General features: G+C 68.6%; 15 protein-coding genes. 11 read left to right on the plus strand and 4 right to left on the minus strand.

All coding sequences use genetic code 11. The annotated features are described in order from the left end of the window. Positions 1-15: 15 nt before the first annotated feature. The gene (locus Q9R39_RS06350) at positions 16-2352 is read right to left on the minus strand and encodes an FdhF/YdeP family oxidoreductase (RefSeq protein WP_139115599.1); all 2337 of its coding nucleotides are present in this window, start codon (positions 2350-2352) and stop codon (positions 16-18) included. Between the two features lie 67 nt (positions 2353-2419). On the opposite strand from Q9R39_RS06350, the gene Q9R39_RS06355 reads away from it, so the two are divergent. The 11 genes from Q9R39_RS06355 (at position 2420) to proB (ending at position 16389) form a co-directional block, all read left to right on the plus strand. Continuing rightward, entirely contained in the window at positions 2420-3037 is a 618-nt protein-coding gene (locus Q9R39_RS06355) for a molybdenum cofactor guanylyltransferase (RefSeq protein ID WP_082652852.1), read from the plus strand. Between the two features lie 95 nt (positions 3038-3132). Next, positions 3133-5796, plus strand: coding sequence for a valine--tRNA ligase (locus Q9R39_RS06360; protein WP_139115598.1), 2664 nt, complete (start codon positions 3133-3135; stop codon positions 5794-5796). Continuing rightward, positions 5793-7325, plus strand: a complete 1533-nt coding sequence (locus tag Q9R39_RS06365) for a folylpolyglutamate synthase/dihydrofolate synthase family protein (RefSeq protein ID WP_311277211.1) — start codon at positions 5793-5795, stop codon at positions 7323-7325. Before Q9R39_RS06360 ends, Q9R39_RS06365 begins: the two co-directional genes overlap by 4 nt. Continuing rightward, positions 7322-7711: a DUF4233 domain-containing protein gene (locus tag Q9R39_RS06370; protein ID WP_058250055.1), complete on the plus strand. Its 390-nt coding sequence runs from the start codon at positions 7322-7324 to the stop codon at positions 7709-7711. Before Q9R39_RS06365 ends, Q9R39_RS06370 begins: the two co-directional genes overlap by 4 nt. Before the next feature lie 225 nt (positions 7712-7936). Beyond that, positions 7937-8389 carry a hypothetical protein gene (locus Q9R39_RS06375; protein WP_065629007.1) on the plus strand — a complete coding sequence of 151 codons (453 nt, stop codon included), beginning with the start codon at positions 7937-7939 and terminating at the stop codon, positions 8387-8389. 38 nt (positions 8390-8427) lie between these two features. Next, on the plus strand, positions 8428-8844 hold the full coding sequence (gene ndk, locus Q9R39_RS06380; RefSeq protein ID WP_058250057.1) for a nucleoside-diphosphate kinase: 417 nt from the start codon (positions 8428-8430) through the stop codon (positions 8842-8844). Between the two features lie 428 nt (positions 8845-9272). Next, on the plus strand, positions 9273-12779 hold the full coding sequence (locus Q9R39_RS06385; RefSeq protein ID WP_068972580.1) for a translation initiation factor IF-2 N-terminal domain-containing protein: 3507 nt from the start codon (positions 9273-9275) through the stop codon (positions 12777-12779). Between the two features lie 283 nt (positions 12780-13062). After that, positions 13063-13374, plus strand: a complete 312-nt coding sequence (gene rplU / locus Q9R39_RS06390) for a 50S ribosomal protein L21 (protein ID WP_004019625.1) — start codon at positions 13063-13065, stop codon at positions 13372-13374. Positions 13375-13412: 38 nt separating this feature from the next. Next, complete coding sequence (rpmA, locus tag Q9R39_RS06395; protein ID WP_004019626.1) at positions 13413-13676, plus strand: 50S ribosomal protein L27; 264 nt, start codon at positions 13413-13415, stop codon at positions 13674-13676. 95 nt (positions 13677-13771) lie between these two features. Next, on the plus strand, positions 13772-15241 hold the full coding sequence (gene obgE / locus Q9R39_RS06400; RefSeq protein ID WP_068972579.1) for a GTPase ObgE: 1470 nt from the start codon (positions 13772-13774) through the stop codon (positions 15239-15241). After that, entirely contained in the window at positions 15238-16389 is a 1152-nt protein-coding gene (proB, locus tag Q9R39_RS06405; RefSeq protein ID WP_068972578.1) for a glutamate 5-kinase, read from the plus strand. Before obgE ends, proB begins: the two co-directional genes overlap by 4 nt. Before the next feature lie 7 nt (positions 16390-16396). Here the strand turns inward: proB and Q9R39_RS06410 are convergent, their stop codons facing one another. Genes Q9R39_RS06410 through ectB form a run of 3 tightly spaced genes read right to left on the minus strand, consistent with a single transcriptional unit; the run spans position 16397 to position 19023 of the window. Then, complete coding sequence (locus Q9R39_RS06410; RefSeq protein WP_068972577.1) at positions 16397-17275, minus strand: Sir2 family NAD-dependent protein deacetylase; 879 nt, start codon at positions 17273-17275, stop codon at positions 16397-16399. Between the two features lie 48 nt (positions 17276-17323). Next, positions 17324-17755, minus strand: coding sequence for an ectoine synthase (locus Q9R39_RS06415; protein ID WP_058250063.1), 432 nt, complete (start codon positions 17753-17755; stop codon positions 17324-17326). Beyond that, a complete protein-coding gene (gene ectB, locus Q9R39_RS06420) occupies positions 17752-19023 on the minus strand; it encodes a diaminobutyrate--2-oxoglutarate transaminase (RefSeq protein WP_068972586.1) in 1272 nt (423 codons plus the stop codon). Before ectB ends, Q9R39_RS06415 begins: the two co-directional genes overlap by 4 nt. Between the last annotated feature and the right edge of the window lie 78 nt (positions 19024-19101).

The following is a 19101-nucleotide window of genomic DNA, read 5'->3' on the forward strand; positions in this document are numbered from 1 at the left end:
TGCTGTCGTCTCCGGCTAGGCGGATTCGGCCGGTTCGATGCGGATCACCACCGCCTTGGAGACCGGTGTGTTCGACTCCTTTGCCACCGATCCGAGCGGGACCAGCGGGTTGGTCTCGGGGTAGTACGCGGCCGCGTTGCCGCGCGGTGTGTCATACGGGACCACCTCGAAGCCGCGGACCCGTCGTTCCTCGACTCCGGCCTCGCCGTCGAACTCCGAGACGATGTCGACGAGTTGCCCGGCGCGCAGGCCGAGGGACGCGATGTCGTCGGGATTGACCATCACGATGTGGCGGTTGCCGGAGATGCCCCGGTAACGGTCGTCGTGGCCGTAGATGGTGGTGTTGTACTGGTCATGGCTGCGGAGTGTCTGCAGGACGAGGCGGTCGGCCGGGACGTCCACCCATTCGAGGGGATGGACTGCGAAGTTGGCCTTGCCGTTGGGCGTGTCGAACGACCGGGTGTCGCGCGGCGGGTGCGGCAGCACGAAACCGTCACTGCGGCGGACGCGGATGTTGAAGTCGTGGAAGCCGGGGACGACCCGCTCGATCCGGTCGCGGATGCGGTCGTAGTCGCGTTTCAGTTCCTGCCACGGAACCGGGTGAGCGGTACCGAGAACCCGGGTCGCCAGGTCGCAGATGATCGCGACCTCACTGCGCAGGTGCGCCGACACCGGCGGCAGCGACCCACGGGACAGGTGGACCGCCGACATCGAGTCCTCGACCGAGACACGTTGTGCCACACCGTCGATGATGTCCCGGTCGGTGCGCCCGAGGGTGGGCAGGATGAGTGCGCGACGGCCGGTGACGAGGTGGGATTCGTTGAGCTTGGTGGACACGTGCACGGTGAGTGCGCAGCGCCGCAGGGCGTCGGCGGTGACGTCGGTGTCGGGTGAGGCGGACACGAAATTGCCGCCCATCCCGACGAAGACGCGGACCTTCCCGGCGGCCATCGCAGTGATGGCGGCGACGGTGTCGTACCCGTGCTCGCGTGGGGACGTGATGCCGAACTCGGCGTCCTGAGCAGCGAGGAAGGACTCTGGCATCCTCTCGAAGATCCCCATGGTGCGGTCGCCCTGCACGTTCGAATGACCGCGCACGGGGCAGAGGCCGGCGCCGACGCGGCCGATCATGCCGCGCAGGAGCAGCAGGTTCGTGCCTTCGGCGATCGTCGCGACGCCGTGGCGGTGCTGGGTCAAGCCCATCGCCCAGCACAGCACGATGCGGCGCGAAGTGGCGACCGTCCGTGCGAGCTCGTCGATCTGGGTGCGGGTCACGCCGGTGACCTCGACGACCCGGTCGAGGTCGACGTCGTCGAGCAGGTCGAGGTACTCCTCGACCCCGGCGCACGACTCGTCGAGGAACTGGTGATCGAAAACCGTTCCGGGGGCGGCTCGTTCGGCGTCACGGAGCAGACGTGCGACGCCGCGGAACAGAGCCATGTCGGACCCGAGCCGGACCTGGAGGAAGTCGTCGGCCAGCTTGGTACCCGCGCCGATGACCCCGCCGACCTTCTGTGGATCCTTGAAACGCATCAGGCCTGCTTCGGGCAGCGGGTTGATCGCCACGATCCGGGCCCCGTTGTGCTTCGCCTTCTCCAGGGTGGCGAGCATTCTCGGGTGATTGGTGCCGGGATTCTGGCCGGCGATGAGGATGAGATCGGCCGCCTCGAGATCGGGGACGGTGACCGAACCCTTGCCGATGCCGATCGACGCGCCGAGAGCGGCGCCGGAGGACTCGTGGCACATGTTCGAGCAGTCGGGGAGGTTGTTCGTACCCAGGCTCCGGGCGAAGAGCTGGTACAGGAAAGCGGCTTCGTTGCTGGTGCGACCCGACGTGTAGAACACGGCCTCGTCAGGCGAGTCCATCGCGGCGAACTCGTCGGCGATGACGGCGTTGGCCTCGTCCCAGTTCAGCGGGCGGTAGTGGGTGTCGCCCGGACCGAGGTACATCGGGTGCGCCAGGCGTCCCTGCTGCGAGAGCCAGTAGCCGCTGCGTGTCCGGAGGTCGTCGACGCTGTGGGCGGCGAAGAACTCGGGGGCGACGGCTCGACGTGTGGCCTCCTCGGCGACCGCCTTGGCGCCGTTCTCGCAGAACTCGGCATGCTTGCGGTGGCCCGGCGTCTCCGGCCAGGCGCATCCGGGACAATCGAACCCATCACGTTGATTGAGCTTGATCAAGGTCTGTGCTGTCCGGAGCGCGCCCATCTGCTCGACTCCGCGCTTGAGGGCGACTGCGACGGCCGGGACTCCGGCGGCGTAGGTCTTCGGGTGTGTGCGCCGGACCTCGCGCGGCTCGTCGGCGGGGTGCGTCGCCGCAGTCTCGGTGTTGCGAGTGTTGCTCATGATGTCCATCTTGCCCCGCCCGTGCGCCAGATCGCGCACACTGAGCGATGTGACTCAACACGGATCGGATACCTCGGTGCTCGCCGGCCTGGTGCTGGCGGGCGGACGTTCGCGACGGATGGGCAGCGACAAGGCCGCGCTCGACTGGGACGGTGAACCCATGCTCGCGCGAGTGGTGCGGGTGGTGTCCCAGCGCTGCGATCCGGTGCTGGTCGTCGCGGGCGAGACGTCCGCCGCATTCCGCGGCGTCGACGACATCCGCGACCGGGCGGCGCCGGGGATCGACTCGTCGAAGGTGCACTGGGTGACCGACGAACAGGAGGGGACGGGTCCGCTCGGCGGGCTCGTCGCAGGCCTGTCCGCAGCGGCTGCCGCGGGTGCCGAGTTCGCGTTCGTCTGTGCCACGGACATGCCGCTGATCGCTCCGGAGCTGATCGACGAGCTGCGGCTGGGGCTGACCGACTCGACCCAGGCGGTCATCGCCCACGACGCCCAGCGGGATCATCCGATGGCGGGGATCTACCGCACGGATGCCGCGGCGATGATCGCGGATGTCGTCGCCGGCGGTGAACGGCGCATGCTGGGCGCGATCGAGGCGCTCAACACCCATCGGGTGGGGATCTCCGATCCGGACTGGCTGGTCAACGTCAACGCGCCTGAGGACCTGCACAGATTGCGCGTCTCTGCGGGTTAGCACGAAGCGCTCGGGCGCGGACGGGTCCCGGGCGAGGTCCGGCCCGGCGAAAACATAGAATAGCGGCCGTGACATCACCCGACCAGACATCCGCGTTGCCCGAGACAGCGTCGCCCCGGACTGCCGTACCCGAGACCGGGTTGCCGAAGTCCTGGGACCCCGCTGAGCACGAGGCGTCGCTCTACCAGGGCTGGGTGGACGCCGGGTACTTCACCGCGGACGCGGCGAGTGACAAGCCGCCGTTCTCCATCGTGATCCCGCCGCCGAATGTCAACGGCTCGCTGCACATGGGCCACGCCTACGAGCACGTCCTGATGGACGCGCTCTCGCGTCGTCGTCGGATGCAGGGCTACGAGGTGCTGTGGCTCCCCGGCATGGACCACGCGGCGATTGCGATGCAGACGATGGTCGAGCGCAAGCTCGCCGCCGAGGGCAAGACGCGCGACGACCTCGGCCGGGAGGCGTTCATCGACCGGGTGTGGGCCGAGAAGGCCGAGATCAGCGGCAACATCGGCGAGCAGATGCGCCGGCTCGGCGACAGCGTCGACTGGTCGCGCGAACGCTTCACGATGGACGAGGGCCTGTCGCGCGCGGTGCACACCGTCTTCAAGAAGATGTTCGACGACGGGCTGATCTATCAGGCTGAGCGCCTCGTCAACTGGTCGCCGGTCCTCAAGACCGCCGTCAGCGACATCGAGGTGAGTTACGCCGACGTCGAGGGCGAACTCGTCAGCTTCCGTTACGGGTCACTCGACGACACCGAGCCTCACATCGTCGTCGCGACGACCCGACTCGAGACGATGCTCGGCGACACCGCGATCGCGGTGCACCCCGACGACGAACGGTATGCCCACCTGGTCGGCACCGCACTGCCGCACCCCTTTGTCGACCGGATGATCCCGATCGTCGCCGACGATTACGTCGACCCCGAATTCGGTAGTGGCGCAGTCAAGATCACGCCGGCACACGACCCCAACGACTTCGCGCTCGGTCAGCGACACAACCTGCCGATGCCGACGATCATGGACGAATCCGCCCGGATCGCCGACACCGGAACCGAATTCGACGGCATGGACCGCTTCGAGGCGCGTGTCAAGGTGCGCGAGGCGCTGGCCGAACAGGGCCGGATCGTGAAAGAGGTGCGTCCGTACCCGCACAGCGTCGGGCATTCGGAGCGCACCGGCGAGCCGATCGAACCGCGCCTGTCGATGCAGTGGTGGGTGGCGGTCTCCACGCTGGCCGCGGCGGCCGGCGACGCGGTGCGGGACGGGTCCACGGTGATCCACCCGAAGTCGATGGAGCCGCGCTGGTTCAGCTGGGTCGACGACATGCACGACTGGTGTATCTCGCGTCAGCTGTGGTGGGGTCACCGCATCCCGATCTGGTACGGACCCGACGGCGAGGTGGTGTGCGTCGGACCCGACGAGCAGGCCCCCGAGGGTTACGTCCAGGAGACCGACGTCCTCGACACCTGGTTCTCCTCCGGGCTGTGGCCGTTCTCCACGATGGGCTGGCCCGATCAGACCGCGGATCTCGAGAAGTTCTATCCCACCTCGGTTCTCGTCACCGGGTACGACATCCTGTTCTTCTGGGTGGCCCGCATGATGATGTTCGGCACCTACGTGGGCAAGGATCTGGGTCCGGGCAACGAGATCCCGTTCCACAACCTGTTCCTGCACGGCCTGGTGCGCGACGAGCACGGCCGCAAGATGTCGAAGTCGAAGGGCAACGGCATCGACCCGCTCGACTGGGTGGAGCGCTTCGGGGCCGACGCCCTGCGCTTCACGCTCGCCCGCGGTGCCAACCCCGGTTCGGACATCTCGGTCGGCGAGGACCACGCCCAGTCGTCGCGCAACTTCGCCACCAAGCTCTACAACGCCACCAAGTTCGCGTTGATGAACGGCGCGAAGGTCGGCGAGCTCCCCGACGCCGAGACGCTGACCGACGCCGACCGGTGGATCCTCGGCCGGCTCGACGAGGTGCTCGCCGAGATCGACGCCGGGTTCGAGTCCTACGAGTTCTCGAAGGCATGCGAGGCGCTCTACCACTTCGCGTGGGACGAGGTCTGCGACTGGTACCTCGAACTCGCGAAGGTGCAGTTCGCCGAGAACGACGAGAAGCGTTCGGAAGCAACGTCGCTCGTGCTGGGCGCGGTCCTAGAGCCGTTGCTGCGCGCGCTGTCGCCGGTGATGCCGTTCGTCACCGAGGTGCTGTGGAAGGCGCTCACCGGGGGTGAATCGCTCGTGGTCGCCCCCTGGCCGACCACTTCCGGACGCGATTGGTCGTCGGATTCGGCCGCCCGCGTGGACGATCTGCAGCGACTGATCACCGAGGTGCGGCGTTTCCGCAGCGATCAGGGTCTCCGTCCGGGCCAGCGCGTCGCCGTGCAGTTCGACGGACTCGGCGAAGCCGGGCTCGAACACCTGCTGCCGTACGTGACCTCCCTCGCGCGCCTGGACCCGGCCGGTCCCGACTTCGGCGCGACCGCGACCATCGAGGTCCGCCTGAGCGTGGCCACCGTGGTCGTCGCGATCGACACCTCGGGCACCGTCGACGTCGAAGCCGAACGCAAGCGGCTCGCCAAGGACCTGGCGGTGGCCGAGAAGGAACTGTCGACGACCTCGGCGAAACTGGGCAACGAACAGTTCCTGTCCAAGGCGCCCGACCACGTGGTCGCCAAGATCCGGGACCGTCAGCGGATCGCGACCGAAGAGGTCGAACGGTTGAACGCGAAGCTGGCGAGTCTGGCCGGCGCGTGAGCGACGACACCGGTTTCCCCGAAGAGGATCCAGCCGTCCTGGGAATGGATGCGGCAGGCGACCCCCTGGGTCTCTCGGCGATCCTGGGGGAGGACGAACCCGATCCGGACGCCGAGCCGGCGCGGCTGCGCGTCACTGACAGCACCGACGATCTCGCCGAACTCGCCGAGGTCGAGGCCGAGCTCGACACCCGGTGGCCCGAGACCAAGATCGAGCCGTCGCTGACCCGCATCGCGACGCTCATGGATCTGCTCGGATCCCCCCAGCACGGATACCCCGCGATCCACATCGCCGGGACGAACGGCAAGACGTCGGTCACCAGGATGGTCGACGCGTTGCTGTCCGCGCTGCACCGGCGCACGGGCCGGATCACGAGTCCGCACCTGCAGCGCGTCACCGAGCGGATCTCGGTCGACGGCAAGCCGATTCCGGCACGCACCTACATCGACACCTATCGGGAACTCGAGCCGTACATCACCATGGTCGACGATTCGTCGACAGCGGCGGGTGGACCCCGGATGAGCAAGTTCGAGGTGCTGACCGCGATGGCGTATGCGGTCTTCGCCGAGGCGCCGGTGGACGTCGCCGTCGTCGAGACGGGCATGGGCGGTCGATGGGACGCGACCAACGTCATCGACGGCACGGTCTCGGTCATCACACCGATCGCGATGGACCACGCGGACTATCTCGGCGACACCCTGACCGCCATCGCGGGGGAGAAGGCCGGCATCATCAAGCCCGCCGAACCCGATGCGGCCGGCACCGTCGATCCCGTCACGGTGATCGCCGAACAGAGCCCCGAGGTGATGGACGTCCTGCTGCGCGCGGCCGTCGATGCGGGCACCATCGTCGCCCGCCAGGGATCGGAGTTCGCGGTCCTCGACTCGGTCATCGCCGTCGGTGGGCAGATGCTCACCATCCAGGGCCTCGGCGGTGTCTACGACGAGATCTTCGTGCCGCTGCACGGTGCACATCAGGCGGCCAACGCGGCGCTGGCGCTCGCGGCGGTGGAGGCGTTCTTCGGTGCGGGCGCCGATCGTCAGCTCGACATCGACGCGGTGCGTACGGGTTTCGCGTCCGTCGCCAACCCCGGACGGCTCGAGCGACTGCGCAGCGCCCCGACGGTGTTCGCCGACGCGGCGCACAATCCCCACGGAGCCGCGGCGCTGGCGCAGGCGCTGGCCGAGGAGTTCGACTTCCGTCGACTCGTCGGCGTCATCGGCGTGCTGGGTGACAAGGACGCCCGCGGAGTCCTCGAAGCCCTCGAGCCGGTGCTCGACGCGGTCGTCGTCACCGACAACGGGTCGCCACGGGCCCTGGAGCCCGAGACGCTCGCGGAGTACGCGCGGGAGGTGTTCGGCGAGGACCGCGTGGTCGTCAAACCCTTCCTGCCCGACGCCGTCGAGGAGGCCATCGCACTGGCCGAGGAAGCCGACGGCGAACGCGTGTCCGGTGCGGGCGTGGTCATCACCGGGTCCGTCGTGACCGCCGGTGCCGCGCGAACACTCTTCGGTAAGGAACCCTCATGACCCGGTACACCCCACCCACGAACGATCCGTGGAAGGGGCTCCGCGGCGTGATGGCCGGCACGATGATCCTGGAGGTCATCGTCGTGATCCTGGCGTTCCCTATCGTGTGGCGCCTCGGCGACGGGCTGACCTGGTTGTCCGGCGGATACCTCACGCTCGTCGTCATCGCGATGATCCTGGCCGCCGGGATGCAGGGCCGGCCGTACGCGATCAACCTCGATCTCGGCCTGCAGGTCGTCCTGATCATCGGGGGGCTCTTCCACTGGTCGATCGCGGTGGTGGGAGTCGTCTTCGGGTCGGTCTGGCTGTACATCCGCTACATCAAGGCCGACGTCGAGAAACGGGTCGAACGCGGGATGCTGCCCGGCCAGGAGCCGATCGAGTAATCGGTCCGGCGGCCACGGCCGTCTCGCCGCCGGCTGTCCGACCAGCGGTGTTCTCGTTGCTCAGGGCGGGGTTTGGTGGCCGCAAGACCTGTGGCCGGACCGTTATCGCCGAACCCGGGCGGCCAGGTGGGCTTGCTGTAACAATGGCCCATGCCGCGGGGGCCGACAAGTCGATCCTCGCAGCTTGTCGAACCCCTTCTCGAGACACCCGATGTGAGGACATACGTGCAGTTCCAGCTCTTCCGGACCACCTCCGCCCGAACCCGACGCCCCGTGCTCCCCGTCGTCGTCCTCGCGGGCGCGGCGCTCGCACTGACCGTCCCGGCCACGGCGGCGGCCGAACCGGAGCAGGACCAGGCACCCATCGGGATCGCGAACCTCATACCCGCCGCGGACGCACCTGTTCCCGTCGGTCCGGGGGAGTACAGCTATGTCGCCACCCACGAGATCACCCAGCGTGCCGCGACCATGAAGGCGCCCGAGGCCATCGCCAGCCTCCCGGTGCCCGCCCAGTACCGGCCCGCGAATCTCGGTCTGGCGCAACAGTTCGATCTCGCGCTCGCCGGCGCGCTCGCCTCGCCCGGCGGCTGTCTGCAGGTGGTCGTCGATCCGCGCTCGCGAACCGGCAGCCTTTTCGACTACGGCTTCTTCCCGGTCGCCGGCGAGTACTGCTCCTGACCGGTACGTGACCGTAGCCGGTCGATAGGGTGTCAGTCGTGACTGAACGCACTCTCGTACTCATCAAGCCGGACGGCGTCGAACGCAACCTCGTCGGCGACATCATCAGCCGTATCGAGCGCAAGGGCTTGACCCTGGTGGCTCTCGAACTCAAGACCGCGAGCGACGAGGTCGCTCGCGGGCACTACGCCGAGCACGAGGGCAAGCCGTTCCACCCCTCGCTGCTCGAGTTCATCACGTCCGGTCCGCTGGTCGCGGCCGTTCTCGAGGGGCCCCGCGCGGTGGCGGCGTTTCGCCAGATCGCCGGCGGTACCGACCCGGTCGAGAAGGCCGTGCCCGGAACGATCCGTGCCGACTTCGCGCTCGACACCCAGTACAACCTGGTCCACGGGTCCGATTCGCCCGAATCGGCACAGCGCGAGATCGCTCTCTGGTTCCCCGGACTCGAGGGCTGAACGCGAGCGCCTCGGCTCGACGCGCAACGTCAAACGCTCATCCTTTGCGGTCATCCGACCGCGGTGTGGGATACTTGCACAGTTATCGCCGACACACTTTGTCGACGACGACCGGATGACGCGCCCCGGTACCGGCGCGTCGCGGTGCGGCACTGACGCACCGCGACGCCACGGAACCGCAGCTGACCCCACCGAGTTCGCCCTGCTGCCAGCGGGCGAACACTCAGGTTCCGCCTGTGCCCGGTGGCGTGGAAAGCGATCAGGGACGCGGTCATCGACACAGCAAGAGCGTCGTCAGACGACCCGTGAGACGGACCGCCGCGACGACGCGCAGACCACACAACACCGGTCCGACGAGGACCGGGACACAGAGCAGACCCTCGCGTGGCCGCGTCAGCCCGACGCGCCCGGGGGTTCGAGGAGACTGAGTGACCGACAACGGGTCGCCGGCTGACGCGAACGCAGCGTCGGAATCGGCGGAAGAATTTCCCAGCAAACTTCGTGTGCACGCCCTGGCCCGCTTCCTGGGCCTCACGAGTCGACAGGTTCTGGCTCACCTGGCGAATCTCGGCGTGCAGACCCGCAGCCCGCAATCCAGCGTCGATCGTGACCTGGCGAAAGCCGTGGCCGAACGGGTGCGCTCCGGCGTCGACGAGACCGGCGAGACGCCGCCGCAGGCCGCCCCGGCCGGCGACGCGGCTCTGCCTGACGCCGCTGCCGACACGACGCCGGCCGAGGCCCCTGCCGACACCCCGCCGACGGACGCGGCACAGGCCGAGGCGGCATCGGTCGAAGCCGCACCAACCGAGGCGGTGTCCGCCGAAGCGGCGCCCGCCGACGACGCACCGACGGCCGAAGTCGCATCGACCGAGGATGCTGCACAGACCACCGCCGACGACTCGCCCGCGGCACCGACCGCAGCCCCGACGTTGTTCTCGGCCGCCCAGTACGACGCACCGGTGGCGACCCCGGCCGCGGAGACCGACGCCTCGACCGGCGCGCAGCCGCTGTTCCTGCAGCCTCAGGCCCCGGCCGACAAGCCCCGCGCCGCCCGCTCGGGTCGTGCGAAGACCCGCGCTGAGACGGGCGCGAAGGACGAGTCGGCGGACACCCCGGCAGACGAGTCCGTCGCTGCCGAGACCTCGACCTCGACATCAGCGGACGCGCCCGCCCGCTCGGACAGGTCGAGAGCCGATGATTCGACTGCGGCCGACCGGGACGCCGACGTCTCGACCCCTCACGAATCCGGCGCCGACGACGCCGATGATTCCAACGCCGATGATTCCAACGCTGATGATTCCGGGTCGGGCCGGAGTCGCCGGCGTCGACGCGGACGTCGTGGACGCGGGCGCGGTAGGGGAGACCAGGGGGGCGACTCTGATTCGGACACGGATGAGTCCGACGCCGAGGCGTCCGATGCCGACGAGTCGACCGGTGACGGGGCAACCGATGCCGACACGGACTCGGAGGACACCACGTCCGACGAGTCGGCCGAGGACTCGCGCTCGGAGGAGGGCCGTCCGTCGGGCAAACGCACCCGCCGCCGCAGCCGTCGTTCGGGTGCGGACAAGGCGGAGGACTCCGAGGCGTCCGGCGCCACGGGCGACCGCGCCGACGAGTCCGGTGACGATGCCGACTCCGCCGACGCCGAAGACGCATCCGATGACGACGACTCCGGTGACTCCTCGTCGACTCGCCGCCGCCGTCGCCGTCGCCGTCGCAAAGGTGGCGGCGAACCCGATGAGGCGTCTCCCGACGATCCGCCGAACACGGTGGTGCACGAGCGCGAGCCGCGCAGCAAGCGCGCCCGCGACGAGGTGCAGGGCATCTCGGGGTCGACCCGACTCGAAGCCAAGCGTCAGCGCCGGCGCGACGGGCGCGATGCCGGCCGGCGTCGTCCGCCGATCCTGACCGAGTCGGAGTTCCTGGCACGCCGTGAGGCGGTCGACCGCGTCATGGTCGTCCGAGAGCGCAGCGCGAACAGCCGCATCTCCGGCAACGACGGGCACGAGCACGCCGCGGTCGAGGACTACACGCAGGTCGCGGTCCTCGAGGACGGTGTCCTCGTCGAGCATTTCGTGACGACCGCGACGTCGTCGTCGATGGTCGGCAACATCTACCTCGGACGCGTCCAGAACGTCCTTCCGGGTATGGAAGCCGCATTCGTCGACATCGGTCGCGGACGCAACGGCGTGCTCTACGCCGGTGAGGTCAACTGGGACGCTGCCGGACTCGACGGCGGTTCGCGCAAGATCGAGCAGGCGCTCAAGCCCGGCGACAACGTGCTCGTCCAGGTCAGCAAGGACCCGGTGGGTCACAAGGGCGCCCGTCTGACCACGCAGATCTCCCTCGCCGGCCGCTACCTGGTGTACGTGCCCGGCGGTTCGTCGACCGGGATCAGCCGCAAGCTGCCCGACGTCGAGCGCAAACGTCTCAAGCAGATCCTGGCGAAGCTCGTCCCCGACGAGGCCGGGGTCATCATCCGCACCGCGTCGGAGGGAGTCAGCGCCGAGGAACTCGGTGCCGACATCGCCCGCCTCGAGTCGCAGTGGAAGTCCATCGACGAGGCGGTGGCCCAGGCCAAGAAGGGCGGGTCGTCGAGCCCGAAGCCGCTGTACGAGGAGCCCGACCTCCTGGTGCGCGTCGTCCGTGACCTGTTCAACGAGGACTTCAAGAAGCTCGTCGTCGAAGGTGACAAGGCCTGGAACCTGGTCGAGGGTTACGTCAGCTCGGTGGCCTCGGATCTCATGGAGCGGGTCGAGAAATTCGACAAGCCGCACGCCGACGCGCCGGATTCGTTCGTCGTGCACCGCATCGACGAGCAGCTCGCGAAGGCGCTCGACCGCAAGGTGTGGCTGCCCTCCGGCGGCACGCTGATCATCGAGCACACCGAGGCGATGACCGTCGTCGACGTCAACACCGGCAAGTTCACCGGCTCGGGGGGCAACCTCGAGGAGACGGTGACGCGCAACAACCTCGAAGCCGCCGAGGAGATCGTGCGGCAGATGCGGTTGCGCGACATCGGCGGGATGATCATCGTCGACTTCATCGACATGGTCCTCGAGTCGAACCGGGATCTGGTGCTCCGCAGGCTCACCGAGGCGCTCGCTCGTGATCGCACCCGTCACCAGGTGTCCGAGGTGACCTCGCTGGGCCTCGTCCAGATGACACGTAAACGTCTGGGAACCGGTCTGCTGGAAGCGTTCTCGACCACCTGCACCGCCTGCAGCGGTCGAGGCATCATCGTGCACGCGAATCCCGTCGAGGTGAAGACCGACGACTCTTCGCGTGGCGACGGTGCCGGTTCGAAGCGGTCCCGTCGAGGCAAGAAGAAGGCCGACGCGCAACCGGAGGCAGTCGCCCCGGCCGTCGCGCCCGCTCACAAGCCGGCCGAACACCCGATGTTCCGGGCGATGGCGGCGCACGCGCACGACGACGAACACGACCAGGAGTCCGGCGCGACCACCGACGGTGACACCACGAGTCGGGCCGAGGACGCGCCGAAGCCCGTCGTCGAGGCGTCGTCGCCGCAGCAGACGGCCGACAGCCGGGTGGACACCGCTGTTGCCGAGCCGACCGAGACCCTGCCGTATCCGGTGGCGACGGAACCGGCTGAGATGGATTCGGCTGGGACGGAATCGGCTGAGTCCGAACCTGCGGCGGTCGAGACGGAGCCAGAGCCGGCCGGCTCGGCCACCGACGGACAGGCTCCGGCGGCCGCACGGCGTCGTCGACGGGTCGTCCGGCGTCCGGCGCAGACGACCACACCGCCGGACACCGTGGTGATGACCGCGGCGGATGTCGCTGCGGAGACGCCGGTGACGACCTCGGGTCCGGTCTCCACCGGGAACTCGGAGGCGGCGGTCGCGGTACGGCGCCGGCCGCGCAAGCGCAGCGCGGGCCGTCCCGCGGGACCGCCACCGGCCGACGACTGATCCGGGTGACCGGGCCGCGTCGGACCCGGGTCGGGCTAGTTTGACCCGACCGCCGACGTTCCCGTAACCTTGGAAAGTCGCCTCCCGCGGAGGGTCTGCGCTGTTCTGCCCGCTTCGGCACAGCAACGGTGCGTAGTCCGTCGGCAGGCCCTCTGGTGCGAACCGCAGCTTCCCCGGCCACATGCCCGGGTGCCCTGCGGCCCGCCCCGGCACGCACAACACAAACGCCCCAGGAGCGCTCGCGCCCCCAGGGTCCGAGTAGACGAGTAAGAGGAATACTTCGATGGCAACGTACGCGATCGTCAAGACCGGCGGTAAGCAGTACAAGGTCGCTGAAGGCGACACTGTGAAGGTCGAGAAGATCGACGGAGAGATCGGCAGCACGGTGAGCCTGCCGGTCGCGTTGGTCGTCGACGGGTCGAACCTGACCACCGATGCCGACAAGCTGGCCAAGATCTCGGTCACCGGCGAGGTCGTCGACCACGTCAAGGGCCCCAAGATCCGCATCCACAAGTTCAAGAACAAGACCGGCTACCACAAGCGCCAGGGTCACCGTCAGAAGCTGACGGTCCTCAAGGTCACCGGCATCAAGTAGTTCGACCCGCTTCGAGAAGACCTCAGGAGGACTGACACATGGCACACAAGAAGGGCGCGTCCAGCTCGCGCAACGGTCGCGATTCCAACGCCCAGCGACTCGGCGTGAAGCGCTTCGGCGGCCAGCAGGTGAGCGCAGGTGAGATCCTGGTCCGCCAGCGCGGCACCAAGTTCCATCCCGGCGTCAACGTCGGTCGCGGTGGCGACGACACCCTGTTCGCGCTCGCCGCGGGCGCGGTGGAGTTCGGCTCCAAGCGTGGCCGCAAGACGGTCAACATCGTCCCGGAAACCGCTTCGGTCTGACCTGAGCAACCGGCACGACAAGCTCTTACACAGGGCGGGCAGGGTCATCGCGTACCCCGCCCGCCCTGTTCTTTTTTGACGGAAGAAGGATTTCGATGTCTCGGTTCGTCGACCGCGTGACCATCCACGTCGCCGCGGGGAACGGCGGCCACGGCTGCGCGTCGGTCCATCGCGAGAAGTTCAAGCCTCTCGGCGGACCCGACGGCGGAAACGGCGGCAACGGCGGGTCCGTGCGGCTCGTCGTCGACCCCCAGGTGCACACGCTCCTCGACTTCCACTTCCACCCGCACGCGAAGGCCTCCAACGGCAAGCCCGGGGCCGGAGACAACCGCGACGGCGCCACCGGCGGCGACCTCGTCCTCAAGGTTCCCGACGGCACGGTCGTCCTCGACGAGCGCGGCACGATCCTCGCCGATCTGGTCGGCGAGGGGACGGTCTTCGAGGCCGCGCAGGGGGGCCGCGGCGGGCTGGGGAACGCGGCGCTCGCGTCGAAGGCGCGCAAGGCCCCCGGCTTCGCCCTGCTGGGCGAAGAGGGGCAGCAGCGTTCGCTGGTCCTGGAACTCAAGTCGGTCGCCGACGTCGGGCTCGTCGGTTTCCCGTCGGCCGGCAAGTCGTCGCTGGTGTCGGTGCTCTCGGCCGCCAAGCCGAAGATCGCGGACTACCCGTTCACCACGCTGGTCCCGAACCTCGGGGTCGTGCAGACCGCGGGCGACGTGTTCACCATCGCCGACGTCCCCGGTTTGATCCCGGGCGCCTCGACCGGCCGCGGGCTCGGCCTCGAGTTCCTCCGCCACCTCGAGCGCTGCGCGGTGCTCGCGCATGTCGTCGACTGCGCCACACTGGAACCCGGGCGCGACCCGATCTCCGACATCGATGCGCTCGAAGCCGAGCTGGCCGCGTACGTCCCGGCACTCGACGACGACCACGGACTCGGCGACCTCGCCTCCCGCCCCCGCGTGGTGATCCTCAACAAGCTGGACGTACCCGACGCCGCCGAGCTCGCCGACCTCGTCGAACCCGAACTGGCCGAACGTGGTTGGCCGGTGTTCCGGATCTCGGCGGTCGCCCACGAAGGTCTGCGCGAGCTCACCTTCGCACTGGCGCGGATGGTGCGCGAATACCGAGATGCCCAGCCCGCCAAGGTCGCCCGGCGCGCGATCATCCGCCCCAAGGCCGTCGACGACACCGGCTTCACGATCGAGACCGACCCGGACAACGAGGGCGGCTTCATCGTCCGGGGTTCGCGCCCGGAGCGGTGGATCGCGCAGACGCAGTTCGACAACGACGAGGCCGTCGGCTACCTCGCCGATCGGCTCAACCGGCTCGGCGTCGAAGACGAACTGGTGAAGCGGGGTGCACAACCGGGTGCGCCCGTCACCATCGGTGCGGTCACGTTCGACTGGGAACCGTCCACGCCGATGGGCGACGACGTCCCAGTCACCGGGCGCGGCACCGACATCCGGCTCGATCGTTCCGATCGCGTCGGCGCCGCCGAACGCAAACAGGCGCGTCGCCTGCGGCGCGGGCTGCCGGACGAGGACGGCGGGGAGCGGGACCTCCCGTGAGCACCGGTTCCGCCGACCGCGTTCACGAGGGGTCGGTACGCGACCGGATCGCGCACGCGCGCAGCGTGGTCGTGAAGATCGGCTCGTCGGCACTCACCGACCTCACCGAGGGACTCGACCGCAACCGCCTCGACGCACTGGCCGACGCGCTCGAGGCCCGGATGCGGGCCGGCTCGGATGTCATCGTCGTGTCCTCGGGGGCCATCGGGGCCGGGATCGCCCCGCTCGGACTCAAGAAACGGCCCACGGATCTCGCCACCAAGCAGGCGGCGGCAAGCGTCGGGCAGCTGGCCCTCGCGCATGCGTGGGGTACGTCGTTCGCGCGCTACGGCCGCACGGTGGGTCAGGTCCTGCTCACCGCCGACGACATCTCCAACCGTAGTCACCACGCGAATGCCCAACGGACACTTGACCGTCTGCGTTCACTCGGCGCCGTGGCGGTGGTGAACGAGAACGACACCGTGGCCACCAACGAGATCCGTTTCGGGGACAACGACCGGCTGGCCGCGCTCGTCGCCCACCTGTCGGGTGCCGATGCGCTCATCCTGCTCTCCGACGTCGACGGCCTCTACGACGGTGATCCGCGCCGGGTCGACGTCGACGGCCGTCGCGCCCGGTTGATACCCGAGGTCAACGGCCCCGAGGATCTCGACGGGGTGATCGCCGGCTCCGGCGGCGCGCTGGGTACGGGTGGCATGGCCTCCAAGCTGGCCGCGGCCCGCTTGTCGGCGGATGCCGGCGTGCCCGTATTGCTGGCGGCCGCCTCGTCGGCGGCGCAGGCGCTGGCCGACGCCTCGGTGGGCACGGTGTTCGCCGCCCGGCCCGAGCGGCTGTCCGCGCGTCGGTTCTGGGTGCGTCACGCCGCCGACGCGCGGGGTCGGATCGTGCTCGACGACGGCGCCGTGGACGCGGTGTCGCGCAGGCGGCGTTCACTGCTCGCCGCGGGGATCGTCGGGGTCACCGGCAGGTTCTACGAGGGCGACGTCGTCGAACTCGTCGACCAGTACGACACGGTGCGGGCCAGGGGAGTCGCGGCCTACGGCGTCGACGACATCGCGTCGATGGTCGGCCGCTCCACCGGCGACCTCCCACCTGAACTACAGCGTCCGGTGGTGCACGCCGACGATCTGGTGGTCGTGGGCCGCTGACCAGAGGTCAGAACGTCGCCAGCGCCGGGAGCACGAAACCGGCCTCGTGATCGATCTTCAAGGTCGCGATCTCGTCGGCACGGGTGACCCCGCGGTTCACGATGATCAGCGGCTTGCCGGCGCGGTGCGCGCGCCGCGCGAATCGCAGGCCGGACATGACGGTGAGCGACGACCCGACGACAAGCAGGGCGTCGGCCTCGTCGACCACCGAATACGCCTCGTCCACAACGTCTTTCGTGACCGTCTCGCCGAAGTAGACGATGTCGGGCTTCAGGATGCCGCCGCAGTTCGGGCAGTCGATCATCATGAAGTCGGACGTGTCGGACAGGGTGGCGTCGGCGTCCGGCGCGACTTCGATGGCACCGCGGCCGCTGACCCGACGCGCGAACTCGGTGTTGATCTCTTCGAGTTGTCCGGCGAGCCGGTGACGGGAGATACGCCAGTCGCAGTTCACACAGCGGACACGGCCGTAGCATCCGTGGAGTTCGATGACCCCGCGGGTGCCGGCCTTGGTGTGCAGCATGTCGACGTTCTGGGTGAGCACCCGCGACATCCACCCGCGCTGCTGGAGTTCGGTGAGCGCCAGATGGGCTCTGTTGGGGACCGCGGCGTCCATGTGCCGCCAGCCGAGGTGGTTGCGTGCCCAGTAGTGGCGTCGGAAGTCCGGCGACGAGAGGAACATCTCGAGGGTCATGGGCGTCCGCGGCGGCGAGCCGGGACTCCGGTAGTCGGGGATGCCGGAGTCGGTGGAGATGCCGGCGCCGGTCAGAACCGCGAAACGGCGTCCGGCGAGGATGTCGGCGGCCAGTGCGATCCGGTCCGCGACGTCATCGTCGAGGGGGGTGTGTTCGGCCGGGGCGGAGCCGAGCTGGAGACGAGTACGCACCCTGCCCAGGATAGGCAGGGTGCGTACTCGAGGTGTCTGCGAGAGCCGTCAGGTGACGGGCGTCTCCGCGTGCTTGCCGGCCGGCTGCGGCACGGTCACCAGCGGATACACGCCGTTCTCGTCGTGGACTTCGGTGCCCACGACAGGCGGGTTGAACACGCACAGCATGCGCATCTCGGTGTCGGCGGTGACGGTGTGCCGCTCGTGGCCGTTCAGCAGGTACATCGTGCCCGGCGCGAGCGGATAGGTCTCGCCGGTCTCTCGGTCGAGGAGCGTGCCGGTGCCTTCGACGAGCCAGACGGCCTCGACATGGTTGGCGTAGTGGAACTCGTTGACCGAGCCGGCCTTGATCGTGGTCTCGTGGAACGAGAAGCCCACATTGTCGCCGCCGAGGATGATGCGCTTGGAGACCCAGTTGCCCTTGGGGTCGGCGACGTCGCGGTCGGTCCCGGTGATTTCTTCAGTGGTTCGGACGATCATCCGAGCACCTCCTTGACTGCATCGGACAGGATGGACAGGCCGCGGTCGAGGTCCTCGCGCGAGATGGTCAGCGGCGGGAGCAGCTTGACCACCTCGTCGGACGGGCCCGACGTCTCGGCCAAGAGTCCCGCGCCGAAGGCCTGCGCGCAGACCTTGCCCGCGGCGGTATGGTCCTCGAACGCGAGTCCGCGCACCATGCCACGCCCCCGGGTGGAGATGCCGTCGTAGCGGTTGCACAGGTCGGTGAAGACCTCGTGGATCCGCTCGCCCTTGGCATGGATGTCGCGGGTCAGCGCGTCGTCGGCCCAGTAGGTCTCGATCGCCTTGGCGGCGGTCACGAAGGCCGGGTTGTTCCCGCGGAAGGTGCCGTTGTGCTCGCCGGGGGTCCACACGTCGAGCTCGGGCTTGAACAGGGTCAGCGCGAACGGCAGCCCGTAGCCGCTGATCGACTTCGACAGTGTGACGATGTCGGGCTTGATGCCGGCTTCCTCGAACGAGAAGAACTCGCCGGTGCGGCCACAGCCCATCTGGACATCGTCGACGATCAGCAGGATGTCGCGTCGCCGGCAGAGATCCGACAGTGCCCGCAGCCACTCGGCACGAGCGACGTTCACGCCGCCCTCACCCTGGACGGTCTCGACGATGACCGCCGCCGGGCGGTTCAGGCCGCTGCCGGAGTCGTCGAGCACACGCTCGAACCAGGCGAAGTCCTCCATGACGCCGCCGAAGTAGTTGTCGAAGGGCATGGGCGTCGCGTGGACGAGCGGGATACCAGCGCCGGCACGCTTCATCGAGTTACCGGTCACCGACAGCGATCCGAGCGTCATGCCGTGGAAGGCGTTGGTGAAGCTGATGATCGACTCGCGACCGGTCACCTTGCGCGCCAGCTTGAGTGCCGACTCGACGGCATTCGTACCGGTGGGGCCGGGGAACTGGATTTTGTAGTCGAGTCCGCGCGGCTCGAGGATGTGACTGGTGAACTTTTCGATGAAGTTCCCCTTGGCGACGGTCGCCATGTCCAGACCGTGGGTGATGCCGTCGGCCTCGATGTACTCGAGAAGGGCCTTCTTCAGGACCGGGTTGTTGTGGCCGTAGTTCAAGGACCCGGCGCCCGCGAAGAAGTCGAGGTATTCGCGGCCGTCCTGATCGGTGATGTAGGAGCCCTTGGCGGTGGTGAACACAGCCGGCCAGTTACGGCAGTAGCTGCGCACCTCGGATTCGTGGGCGGTGAAGACTGAATCGTCCATGTGGGTGTCGAGAAGTGGCATGTCGTGTGCTTCCTTCTGGTGTGACAACGTGGGGTTCATGTGCCCGGCTCGAGGTCGCCTCATCGCGATCGCCGGGTT

The sequence above is a fragment of the Gordonia sp. AC31 genome, from assembly GCF_031844505.1.
Taxonomy (GTDB): Bacteria; Actinomycetota; Actinomycetes; order Mycobacteriales; family Mycobacteriaceae; genus Gordonia; species Gordonia hongkongensis.